Source organism: Gelidibacter sp. (assembly GCF_039916245.1).
GTDB lineage: Bacteria > Bacteroidota > Bacteroidia > Flavobacteriales > Flavobacteriaceae > Gelidibacter.
Genome location: NZ_JBDSLS010000092.1, coordinates 1 through 11,701, shown reverse-complemented (window position 1 = coordinate 11,701; position 11,701 = coordinate 1). Strand labels below are relative to the sequence as shown.

Annotated in this window: 10 protein-coding genes; 6 read left to right on the top strand and 4 right to left on the bottom strand. The window is 38.2% G+C overall.

Going from position 1 to position 11,701, the window contains the following annotated elements; translation table 11 throughout:
* The first annotated feature begins 104 nt into the window (after positions 1 to 104).
* The 6 genes from tsaD (at position 105) to ABIQ28_RS04580 (ending at position 7,100) form a co-directional block, all read left to right on the top strand.
* Positions 105 to 1,127 (top strand): tRNA (adenosine(37)-N6)-threonylcarbamoyltransferase complex transferase subunit TsaD, encoded by a 1,023-nt coding sequence (gene tsaD / locus ABIQ28_RS04605; protein WP_348035656.1) that lies wholly within the window; start codon positions 105 to 107, stop codon positions 1,125 to 1,127.
* Positions 1,128 to 1,143: 16 nt separating this feature from the next.
* A complete protein-coding gene (locus ABIQ28_RS04600; protein WP_348035654.1) occupies positions 1,144 to 1,848 on the top strand; it encodes a 16S rRNA (uracil(1498)-N(3))-methyltransferase in 705 nt (234 codons plus the stop codon).
* Between the two features lie 1,292 nt (positions 1,849 to 3,140).
* Positions 3,141 to 3,809 carry a DUF4159 domain-containing protein gene (locus ABIQ28_RS04595; RefSeq protein WP_348035653.1) on the top strand — a complete coding sequence of 223 codons (669 nt, stop codon included), beginning with the start codon at positions 3,141 to 3,143 and terminating at the stop codon, positions 3,807 to 3,809.
* A gap of 386 nt (positions 3,810 to 4,195) precedes the next feature.
* Entirely contained in the window at positions 4,196 to 4,699 is a 504-nt protein-coding gene (locus ABIQ28_RS04590; protein WP_348035652.1) for a TrmH family RNA methyltransferase, read from the top strand.
* Between the two features lie 86 nt (positions 4,700 to 4,785).
* The gene (locus ABIQ28_RS04585) at positions 4,786 to 5,874 is read left to right on the top strand and encodes an AI-2E family transporter (protein WP_348035651.1); all 1,089 of its coding nucleotides are present in this window, start codon (positions 4,786 to 4,788) and stop codon (positions 5,872 to 5,874) included.
* Between the two features lie 35 nt (positions 5,875 to 5,909).
* Positions 5,910 to 7,100 (top strand): class I SAM-dependent methyltransferase, encoded by a 1,191-nt coding sequence (locus tag ABIQ28_RS04580; RefSeq protein ID WP_348035650.1) that lies wholly within the window; start codon positions 5,910 to 5,912, stop codon positions 7,098 to 7,100.
* 71 nt (positions 7,101 to 7,171) lie between these two features.
* On the opposite strand, the gene ABIQ28_RS04575 is transcribed toward ABIQ28_RS04580, so the two are convergent.
* The 4 genes from ABIQ28_RS04575 to ABIQ28_RS04560 all read right to left on the bottom strand — a co-directional run.
* Positions 7,172 to 7,309, bottom strand: coding sequence for a hypothetical protein (locus tag ABIQ28_RS04575; protein ID WP_348035649.1), 138 nt, complete (start codon positions 7,307 to 7,309; stop codon positions 7,172 to 7,174).
* Positions 7,310 to 7,618: 309 nt separating this feature from the next.
* Positions 7,619 to 8,269, bottom strand: coding sequence for a ligase-associated DNA damage response endonuclease PdeM (pdeM, locus tag ABIQ28_RS04570; protein WP_348035647.1), 651 nt, complete (start codon positions 8,267 to 8,269; stop codon positions 7,619 to 7,621).
* The gene (locus ABIQ28_RS04565) at positions 8,266 to 10,725 is read right to left on the bottom strand and encodes a ligase-associated DNA damage response DEXH box helicase (RefSeq protein WP_348035646.1); all 2,460 of its coding nucleotides are present in this window, start codon (positions 10,723 to 10,725) and stop codon (positions 8,266 to 8,268) included. The genes pdeM and ABIQ28_RS04565 overlap by 4 nt, the downstream gene beginning before the upstream one ends.
* On the bottom strand, positions 10,722 to 11,701 hold a 980-nt coding region (locus ABIQ28_RS04560; protein WP_348035645.1), incomplete at its 5' end, for a cisplatin damage response ATP-dependent DNA ligase. The genes ABIQ28_RS04565 and ABIQ28_RS04560, both read right to left, overlap by 4 nt.

Here is an 11,701-nt window from a genome sequence, read left to right as displayed (position 1 = left end):
TTATTGCCACAATTTTAGATGCTATTTTTAAAAGTTTTTTGATACGTTTGAAAAGTTATAACTTTGAAGCCAAAATTAACAATTATTGTGCCTAATATAGATTAATGGCTACACAAAATATTTATATACTTGCAATTGAGTCTTCATGTGATGACACTGCTGCTTCCGTAATGCTTAACGGCAAAATTTTAAGTAATGTTGTTGCGGGTCAAAAAATTCATGAAGCCTATGGTGGCGTGGTGCCAGAATTAGCCTCAAGAGCCCATCAACAAAACATTGTTCCTGTGGTGCATCAAGCATTGCAAAAGGCCAATGTGGATCAATCCCAACTGAGTGCTATTGCCTTTACGCGAGGTCCTGGTTTAATGGGTTCGCTATTGGTTGGCACCTCATTTGCCAAATCGATGGCCTACGGTTTAAATATTCCATTGATTGACGTCAATCACATGCAAGCCCATATTTTAGCGCATTTTATTGATGAAGAAGGATTTAGCAAGCCGCCTTTTCCGTTTTTGGGAATGACGATTTCTGGCGGACATACGCAAATCGTAAAAGTCAAGTCTCATTTTGAAATGGAAGTGATTGGCGAAACGATCGATGATGCCGTCGGGGAAGCTTTTGATAAAAGCGGAAAAATATTGGGTCTCGGTTATCCTGCAGGTCCAGAAATTGACAAACGCGCAAAACTAGGGAATCCGAAGGCTTTCAAGTTTACCAAGCCAAAAGTTGATGGACTAAATTTCAGTTTTTCTGGATTAAAAACGGCCATTCTTTATTTCATTCAGAAGGAAACAAAGGCCAATCCTAATTTTATTGAGGAAAACTTAAATGATATTTGCGCATCTATTCAATACACGATTATCGGAATTTTGATTGATAAGTTAAAACTTGCAACAAAAGAAACGGGCATCACCCATATTGCCATTGGCGGTGGCGTTTCAGCAAATACGGGTATTAGGCAAGCGTTGAAAGATGGCGAAGAAAAATTTGGATGGACCACTTATGTTCCTAAATTTGAATTTACCACAGATAACGCCGCCATGATTGCCATTGTTGGCTATTTGAAGTTTTTGGAAGGCGATTTTGCCCAACAAAACGTAACGGCTTCTTCTCGACTTAAAATTTAATCATACAGACGCAACAATGCAGCTTTTTTATAACCCAGATCTCGACGAATTAACCACTCAAATTTCTTTTACAAAAGACGAAAGCCGACATATCGTCAAAGTGCTTCGTAAAAGCAGTGGCGACCAACTTCAAATTACCAATGGCAAAGGTTGGCTCTTTACTGCAGAAATTACAATTGCAGACTTAAAAAACTGTACTGCGATTATTCTTTCCAAATCCTTTGAACCTTCTCGAAATTATAAAGTGCATCTAGCAGTAGCACCAACAAAAATGAACGATCGCTACGAATGGTTTTTAGAAAAAGCTACAGAGATTGGTGTGGACACCATCACCCCTATTATATGCGACCATAGTGAACGAAAGGCCATTAAAAATGATCGTTTTGAGAAAATTCTACAGTCGGCCATGAAGCAATCGCTGCATTATTATATGCCAGAACTGCAGGAAGCGATTTCTTTTAGCGATTTCGTGGCTCATCCTTTCTACGGTCAAAAATTTATCGCGCATTGCGAAGAAACAGAAAGAACATCTTTAAAAAACGCATTACAGCCCAGTGCTGATGTGCTCATATTAATTGGCCCTGAAGGTGATTTTAGTTCTGCTGAAATCAAATTAGCCATAGCCTCAGGATTCAAACCTGTGACCTTGGGAAATACACGCTTACGAACAGAAACTGCTGCTATTGTTGCTTGTCATAGCGTTACTTTTTGTAATGAATAAATACTTTATGTAAATTAGATTAAGTCTCTATAAACAAGTATTATGAGGCAATAAAAAAGATACTATTGATTTCTAATCGTTTGTATATATAATCTGCTGTTTACACATTAATTATATATCGCTCCTCTGGAGCTCAAATGCGATAATCTATATTTTCTATTAAGATGTCGCCACGCTGTGGCTATTATTATTATTATTATAGAAAGTAAATCCCATTTAAATTTCAACTCATCTAAAGAGCAATTTCTTATTCAGAGAAGCTCCATAGGAGCGCCATATTAATAGATGAAATGTTATAGATAGACGAAAAGCTCAAGAGAAGCGACATCTCTTTTCAAAATTGTTCAATGTTTTAGGGTTTCAGGCTTGGTTCTTAATTCTAATAGCGACTTGTACTGAGCTTGGTCGAAGCAAACGACTAACACTAACTTAGCTTGTCAAAGTATTGGCCACTGAGCTTGTCGAAGTGTCAGTTTTATTGCGTCCCTTGCGCTGGACTTGGCGTACTTTGCTGTTAAATCATCAAACTATTATTTAAACGCAAAGGTCGCAATGGTTTTTCGCTAAGGTCGCAAAGAGAAATTTAAATCAACATGAGATTTCCCTTAATCTTTATAGCTCCATAGGAGTGCCATATTAATAGATTAAATGTAATAGATAGATGGAAAATAAGCTCCAGAGGAGCGTCATCTCTTCTTAAAATTGTTTAATGCTTTATGGTTTAAGGCTTGATTCTTAATTCTAATAACAACTTGTACTGAGCTCGGTCGAAGTAAGCAACGGCCACTGTGCCTGTCAAAGTAGCGGCCACTGAGCTTGTCGAAGTGTCATTTTCATTGCGTCCCTTGCGCTGGACTTTGTGTTCTTTCCGTTTAAACCATCAAGCTTTTATTTAAACGCAATGTTCGCAATGGTTTTCCGCTAAGGTCGCAAAGAGAAATTTAAATCAACATGATATTTTCCTTAATCTTCATAGCTCCATAGGAGCGCCATATTAATAGATTAAATGTAATAGATAGATGGACAATAAGCTCCAGAGGAGCGACATCTCTTCTTAAAATTGTTCAATGTTTTATGGTATCAGGCTTGGTTCTTAATTCTAATATTCAACTATACACTTCTTCTATTCTTTACCACAAATGCTTATATAAATCGCGAAATTTGAGAGACCTTAAATTTTAAACCCAAAGCTTTCAATGCTTTACGGCACAAGTCTATATTCTATGTTCTATCAACGCAGTGGTCTTGATTCTTTTACCGGACATTACTTTTTTTATTTATACTTTTGACACATGACATTCAGTTTTAAAATATCAATACATTTTATTGCGCTTTTGGTTTTTACCATTTGCGTAAATGCCACAGGTTATGCCCAGGAAATTGCCGTTTTAAAGTATAAAGGCGGCGGCGATTGGTATGGAAATCCAACCTCTTTGCCAAACTTAATTACTTTCTGTAATGCCAATATTAACACCAAAATCAATTCCAAACCACAAACGGTCGAGCCCGATAGTCCTGAAATATTCCAATATCCCTTCCTGCATATGACGGGACACGGTAATGTGTTTTTTAGCGAGAACGATATTGAAAACTTAAGGAATTATCTTTTATCTGGTGGATTCTTACATATTGATGACAATTACGGCATGCAACCTTATCTTGTGAAGGAGCTGAAAAAAGTTTTTCCCAACAAGGAGTTGGTCGAATTACCAAAAACGCATCCTATTTTTAGTTCTGCTTTCAAATTTACTGAAGGCTTACCCAAAATTCATGAGCACGATGGTAAAAGACCTCAAGCCTTCGGTATTTTTGAAAACGACCGCTTGATCCTGTTATTTACTTATGAAACCGATCTAGGAAACGGCTGGGAAGATGAAGAAGTCCACAACGATCCTTTTGAAGTTCGGGAAAGAGCATTGAAAATGGGCGCGAATATTATTAAGTATGTTTTTGAAAACTAGAAATAGAAAATAAAGAGAATAGAATATAGATGATAGACTTTAAGATGGGAGACATAAATTAACCTCATAATGAATGTAATGTTCGCAAATACGTAAACACGCTCTGCGAGCGTGCCCGTTGAGAACATGGCGGATAGAACACAGGTATGATAGACAAAAAATATCGCCCCTGCTATCGGACATGTAAATACGTAAAACCCTCTGGGAGCGCGTCAAAAAACCAGTAAAAACTGACACCTTTCTAAATCAAACATCAACAATCCAATCGTTCCAAAAGCATCCGAGTTACTTCAAAAATCAACAATCGTTAATCAACAATCCAATCGTTCCCAAGCGTCCGAGTTACTTCAAAAATCAAAAATCGCTAATCTCCAATCGTTAATCACATGCAACTCACCCATTACAATTCAAAATTTAATCAGCGCAAATCCCCAATCGCTTTGGTGTGCGAAAACGTGACTAATGCGGCCAACGTTGGAAGTCTCTTCAGAACTGCGGATGCTTTTGGAATTGAAAAATTAATCTTTTGTGGCAGCCCTATTCCTTTGGGTAGAAAGATGACGAAAACCTCGAGAAGCACTGAGAAATATGTCGATTTTGAATGGTGCGAAACTGCTGAAGTGGTTTTAAACAAGCTTAAAACTTTAGGTTATCAAATTATTGCCTTGGAGATTGCGAGCAACAGTAAATCACTGTCTCAGATGGAGTTTTCAACGATTAAACCCTTAGTACTTCTGATTGGCGATGAAAACTTTGGAGTTTCTGAAGGCTGTTTAGAATTGTCTGATCATGTTGTTCATATTGATATGTTTGGACAAAATAGTAGCATGAACGTAGTACAGGCCGCTGGTATTGTGCTTTATGAAATTACCAAGCAGCTAATGCGATGATTGTATTTTAATTATTTGAGCACGTATTTCTCAATAACGTTAATTTTTCTTGCTACCACATGACATATTTGATTTATATTTAAAAAATGAAAGCAAAAACGATTTCTAAAGGAATTTTACAAGCCATAGGCGTTGTATTTGGCATTGCCCTACTCCTTTTCTTTCTTTATAAAATTCAGTCATTAATACTCTATGTATTTATTTCGGGAGTTATCTCACTTATTTTCAGACCAGTGGTTCATTTTTTCAAGTACAAGTTGAAATTAGGAAAAACTCTGGGCGCGGTAATCACCTTATTATTAATCGGTGGTTTGTTTGCGCTGATCTTATGGCTGTTCGTTCCCATAATTCTCGAGCAAAGCAAAAGCATCTCAGAAATTGATTTCGAAATGGTCAAAAAAGATCTGAATGAATTGAATATTCAGGCTAGCGAATATATTGGTGTCGAAAAGATTAATATCATTGAGGCCTTTAAACGCACGGAATTTGCTCGAAACTTTGACTCTGAGCTTATTGAGAGTTTTGTTGATGTTTTTGTCAATAATATCGCTTCTTTTATAATTGGCATTTTTTCAATTTTATTCATTTCATTCTTCATGCTTAAAGATGAGCGTATGATGACAAAAACCGTAGCTATACTTGCTGATGAAGGTAAAGAACGTCGGTTTTTGAGAGTTTTGGATAAGGTGAAGGAATTATTGTCCCGTTATTTTATCGGCCTGTTAATTCAAACGACTGTTATCGCTATAATCTACTTTTTATTATTGCTGAATTTAGATGTTAAAAATGCTTTGGCCATTGCCATTCTTTGTGCTTTTTTAAATATAATTCCTTATTTAGGGCCTCTTCTTGGCGGTGCAGTCATGATTTTGGTGGTGATTTCGAACAATCTTGGCGTTGATTTTTCGTCAGATTTATTACCACTTTTGATTAAAGTCCTTATAGGCGTAGGCATTGCACAACTTATTGATAATATTATTTCGCAACCAATCATATTCAGCCAGAGCGTTCGTTCTCATCCGTTAGAAGTTTTTATTGTAATTATAACTGGAGGCTTACTCGCCGGTATCCCAGGTATGATTCTTGCCGTTCCCGTTTATACCACGATTAAAGTGATATCAAAGGAGTTTTTGTCCGAATATAAAATTGTAAAGCAATTGACCAAGAACCTTTAAGTTGATTTTGGTATTTTCGCGGTAAATTATAGGTCATGAATTTTGCTATTTTACATCCTGATGTTCAAGATTACATCAACCACAATCTTAAAACTGATCCTACGGCGCTGATTCTAAAAGGTGTTCCTTTTGAGGAGGTGTCGGTCGCAGAAGTGGTGGAACAGATTGAGGCAAAAAGCAGATGCGAAAAGAAATTACCCACGTGGTTCCAGCAGCCCAATATATATTATTCCAACAAGCTTAATATTGAACAAACTTCTTCAGAAATTACAGCGGCGTATAAGTCCCGTTTGATTTCAGGCAAATCGCTTATTGATTTGACCGGCGGTTTTGGTGTGGATGCCTATTATTTTGCCAAAACTTTTGAAAAGGTGACGCATTGCGAATTGAATGCGGATCTCAGCAAAATGGTAAAACATAATTTTGAGATGTTAAAAGTAAGTAACATTAAAACCTACGCTACAGATGGTTTAGAAGAGCTTCAACATTCGTCAAAAACGTACGATTGGATTTATGTTGATCCCTCGCGACGTCATGAAAGCAAAGGGAAAGTGTTCTTTTTAAAAGATTGTTTGCCAAATATTCCTGACCATTTAGAATTGATATGGTCACGGTCCAAAAACATCCTCATAAAAACCTCGCCTTTATTAGATATCACTTTAGGCACCAATGAACTGAAATATGTGAAATCCATTCATATTGTCGCCGTTAACAATGAGGTCAAAGAATTGTTATGGACTTTAGAACGGGGTTTTTCTGGCCAGATTGCCATCAAAACGACCAATATTATGAACGATTATTCTGAAGATTTTGAGTTTTTTATGGCAGATGAATCTCAGATTGAAACCATCTATAGCGAACCACTCGCCTATCTGTATGAGCCAAACTCGGCCATTATGAAGTCGGGAGGTTTTAATTCGTTAACAACCGCTTACAACGTCAGTAAACTTCACAAGCATTCGCATTTATATACGAGTTATAACTTATTAGAATTCCCCGGAAGAGCATTTAAAATCATTAAAACCGTTCCTTATAATAAGAAAGCACTTAAAAAGCTTTCCATCGAAAAAGCGAATATTACCACGCGTAATTTTCCTGAAGCAGTTCAGAATATTCGTAAAACCTTAAAAATTAAAGACGGTGGCGAGCACTATCTTTTCTTTACAACAAACATCAATAATGACAAAGTGTTATTAGTCTGTCTTAAAGCAGATTGCGAACACTAGTTAAAGTAATTATTCACATGAATTAAGTGTTGTAAAATTTAAATTTTAGCCTTAAAAAATCAAAAGCCTATCTAAAACACTTTAAAAACATAGCCTAGAAGCCAGTATAAAATAAGAAATACGACAATGGTACCAATACATCCGCATTTACCACCACCTATTTTTTTTGCTCCCCAACCTGCAAGAAGCGCTCTGAATAAATCTTTCATGCCCTTTAGATTTAAATTTATTATTGTCCGATTAATACTTGCAGCACTTTGCGTTCCCTTCTATAAATAGAGGTTTTTTAAGTTTTGTTCATCTATACACTCCTTCTATTCTTTATTACAAACGCTTACATAAATCTGCGAATTTGGACATGGCCTTAAACTTTAAGCCCAATGCTTTCAATACTTTACTATCAACGCAGTGGCGGTTACTGAGCTTGTCGAAGTGTCTTGGTTCTTTTATCTGACAATAGTGATTTAAATTTAAAGATAACGCTAAATCAGATTTTGGTGGTGCGCAATAACGAGAAATTATATCTCAAATACAGATTTCTCCGTAAAACCATAACAGGTCGATTCTTCAACCGTTCGCTTGGTATTCAATCCCGTAAATTCACTGAAAGCAGGAAGAATCAATCGCTGTTCAGAAACCTCAAAGCATGGCAATTTAATGAAGACTTTTCCTTTGCCTTTTATCGTAACGCCAGGATGCGTATGGCCAGAAATACAAAAGGTCTTCGTGTCACAGTGTTGTTCATCATGCACAAACCTTAAAGCACCAACCTCCTTATGAGTTTTAAAAATTACGATGCCCATCGCTTCGTAAAAACTATCCTTTAATCGGTCGTGATTACCCTTGATAAGCTCAAAGTTAACCATGGAATTATCATTTATAAAGCTTTGAAATTGATCAATATCGGTATTGTTTTCTGCATGAAAAAGATCGCCCACCACTAGAACAGTTTCCACTATGAAATGATCGATCAAACCTTGTAAGCGCTTTAAATCTTTATCCAAAATAACAGATGGAATCGGAATACCTGCCTTTCTAAAATGAGCGGTTTTGCCAATGTGCAAATCAGAAACCACCAAGGTTTTCTCCCTTTCCCAATACAATGCCCGCTGATTGGTTAGTGTAAAAACTTCGTTATGAATGGAGATGTCCTTGGTACTAATCGTCATAGTTGCGTTTGCTTCATTACCTCGTCCCTTATCCGACGGATGCGTGCGTCCAAGTCTTCACTGGTCAGCGATTGTCGCAAACTGTCCACTTTAATTGGAAAACTCAATGGGGTGAAAGATTTTGCAAATTTAAGAATAAGTTTACTTTTAGAAATGCGTTCGAAAGCTTCTTTTAAGCGGGCTTCTTCCAATTGCTCGTTGAAAACTTCGGTATAAGCTTGACGTAGCAACAAATTTTGAGGCTCATAATCTTCCAAAACTCTAAAAATTAATCCCGATGACGATTGCAGACTTTTGTTGTTTTTGCGAGTTCCAGGTTGGCTTTGCACCACCAAACCTGAAATAACGGCGATATCCCGAAACTTACGTGAGGCCATTTCTGAAGCATTAATACTGCCAATCACATCTTCCATTAAATTTTCTTTGGATAATATATCTTTGATATTGTTTTCATCAATGGGAATCGCTTGATCGCTCAATAACTCAAAACCATAATCGTTCATGGCGATGGTAAAAGTCAAGGGTTTTATCAAACTTAAGCGATAGGCGATTAAGGCTGCCATGACCTCATGAATCAAGCGGCCTTCAAACGGATACATAAACACATGATGCCCGTCTTTGGTTTCAATCAATTCGATGAGAAATTCATCTTTTCTGGGGATGTGTGAATGTTTTTCCTGTTGAGAAATCAGCGGATGTAAAAATTGGAGTTCTTTTTCTGTCGTTTTTGGATGTAAGGATTCTGATAGCTTATCTCGTAAATACTGGCTTAAATACGAAGATAATGGCAATCTGCCTCCTAACCAACTCGGGGTGATGGCTGATTTTCGCTTACTGCGTTTTACTAAAACGGTCATATCTTTAATCATCACCATTTCCAAAACACGTCCGGCCAAAATAAAATGATCGTTGGGTTTTAATTTGGAAATAAAATATTCTTCCACCATCCCAACATAGCCGCCTGAAATGAATTTGACTTTCAACATCGCATCACTGACGATGGCGCCAATATTCATGCGGTGCAACATCGCAATCCGTTTGCTTTTCACTTTATACAAGCCATCGTCGTCCAAAATCACTTTGTGGTATTCTTCATAGGATTTTAGGGTGTTGCCACCTTCGGTAATAAACCGCAGCGCCCAATACCAATCCTCTTGAGTCATATAATGGAATGCATGCACTTTTTGAATGGCTTCAAACAACTCCTTTTCCTTAAAACCCTCGCCAACAGCCAAAGTGACCATATACTGAATCAACACGTCAAAGGTCAGCACCATCGGTTCTCGGGCTTCAATACGCTTATCTTTTACTGCTTGTTTTAAGGCCGAAGCTTCAATCAATTCCAACGAATGCGTGGGCACAAAATAGATTTTCGAAGTTTCGTAAGGCGAATGCCCACTCCTTCCCGCACGTTGCATAAAGCGCGCAATCCCTTTGGGCGAACCAATTTGAATGACGCAATCCACCGGTTTGAAATCCACGCCCAAATCTAAAGACGAGGTGCAAACCACTGCTTTCAGATGCCCGTCAGAAATCGCATCTTCAATCCAATTGCGCAATTCGGCATCAATGGAGCCGTGATGAATGGCAATCTGGCCAGCCAAATCAGGTTCTGCCTTTAAAATTTGCTGATACCAAATCTCTGCCTGATTTCTGGTATTGGTAAAAATGAGCGTCGTGTTATTATCGTAAATTATCGGAATGATTTTAGAAACCATTTTAACGCCCATATGCCCTGCCCAGGGCAAAACCTCAATTTCGTCGGGCAGAACGGTTATAATTTCAATGTTCTTTTTTTCCTTGGCGACAATCCGTTTGGTCTTGATATTTTTATAGGGAATTAACACGTTTTGCGCTTCATCCAAATTTCCTATGGTCGCGGTAATCCCGAAAATCTGAACATTTTTTGAAAGGGATAATATTCGGGAGAGTGCCAATTCGGTCAATACACCACGTTTGGAGCCTAGTAATTCATGCCATTCATCCACGGCGACGCAATGCAAATCTTTGAAAAATCGTGAGTTGTTCTTCTGTGAAAACAGAATATGAAGCGTTTCTGGCGTGGTCAACAATACATCGGGCATCAAACGTTCCTGACGGCGGCGGTCTTTTTGCGGCGTATCGCCATTTCGGACTTCTACTTCCCAATCCAGACCAATTTCTTCGACCGCAATGGTCATGGCTTTCGCCAAATCTTTGGCCAAGGACCGTAGCGGACTTATCCACAGCAATTTCATGCCTTTTTTATAGGCTTCTGGCTGATTCAAATAATCAATAATGACCGCCAAAAACACGGAAAATGTTTTTCCAAATCCAGTGGGCGCGACGACCATGCCGCTATTACCGTTGTGATAAGCATTCCAAGTCTGCACTTGAAAATCGAAAGGCTCCTGCCCTTTTTCCTTCATCCAATTGGCAACAATAGCATAGCCTGGGGTATCCTGAACGTTTTTCAATTGGGGTTCGTGATTAAAAGTTTCACTTGTTCAATGGTATCAATGTCATCCACGGTTTTATCACGTCGCCATCTTAAAATTCGAGGAAACCTCAGAGCCACACCCGATTTATGACGGTTGCTAAAAGCGATGCCTTCAAAGGCAATCTCAAAAACCAATTCCGGTTTGACGGTCCGAACTGGGCCAAATTTCTCGATGGCGTTTTTATTGACAAATTTTGAGATTTCAGTGATTTCCACATCGGTTAAGCCAGAATACGCTTTGGCCACGGTTACCAAGCCGCCGTCTTTTTTAACCGCAAAGGTATAATCGGTGTATTTTGAACTGCGTCGGCCACTTCCCTTTTGTGCATAAATCATAACGGCATCGATGGTCAGCGGGTCCACTTTCCATTTCCACCAATCCCCTTTTTTTCGCCCCGTGTGGTACGGCGATTCTTTTTGTTTCAGCATTAAACCTTCACTGTTGAAATCGCGCGCTAGATTTCTAATCGCATCCAAATCCTTCCAATTTTTAAATGGAATCATTTCAGAAATGACAATAGGATTCGGCAACCATTCAGAAGTCAATAAGCTTTCCAAAATTTCACGACGGAACTTTAAAGGTTTCATGCGAATGTCCTTTCCATTCCATTCCAAAACATCATAAACATAAAATCCTACGGGAATTTCTTCCAACATCTTTTTACTGACATTTTTTCGATTCAGACGTTTTTGTAAATCATTGAATAATAGTACAGCATTGTCCTTTAGCGCTAATATTTCACCATCAATGACAAAATCATCCTCAAAAGTTTCCATCGCAGATACCAGTTCAGGGAACTGACTCGTGACCAATTCCTCGCCTCGGGACCAAATGAAAATCTCGTCGTTTCGTTTCACAATTTGTCCTCTGATGCCATCCCATTTGTATTCAATTTGCCAATCGTCAGGCGCACCCAATTCTGGCAATTCCTTTTCCAAACTATAGGCCAGAC

What these genes read in the sequence shown, in the direction of transcription:
- tsaD (WP_348035656.1), top strand. Translation starts at nt 105, where the DNA reads ATGGCTACACAAAATATTTATATACTTGCAATTGAGTCTTCATGTGAT.
- ABIQ28_RS04600 (WP_348035654.1), top strand. Translation starts at nt 1,144, where the DNA reads ATGCAGCTTTTTTATAACCCAGATCTCGACGAATTAACCACTCAAATT.
- ABIQ28_RS04595 (WP_348035653.1), top strand. Translation starts at nt 3,141, where the DNA reads ATGACATTCAGTTTTAAAATATCAATACATTTTATTGCGCTTTTGGTT.
- ABIQ28_RS04590 (WP_348035652.1), top strand. Translation starts at nt 4,196, where the DNA reads ATGCAACTCACCCATTACAATTCAAAATTTAATCAGCGCAAATCCCCA.
- ABIQ28_RS04585 (WP_348035651.1), top strand. Translation starts at nt 4,786, where the DNA reads ATGAAAGCAAAAACGATTTCTAAAGGAATTTTACAAGCCATAGGCGTT.
- ABIQ28_RS04580 (WP_348035650.1), top strand. Translation starts at nt 5,910, where the DNA reads ATGAATTTTGCTATTTTACATCCTGATGTTCAAGATTACATCAACCAC.
- ABIQ28_RS04575 (WP_348035649.1), bottom strand. Translation starts at nt 7,309, where the DNA reads ATGAAAGATTTATTCAGAGCGCTTCTTGCAGGTTGGGGAGCAAAAAAA.
- pdeM (WP_348035647.1), bottom strand. Translation starts at nt 8,269, where the DNA reads ATGACGATTAGTACCAAGGACATCTCCATTCATAACGAAGTTTTTACA.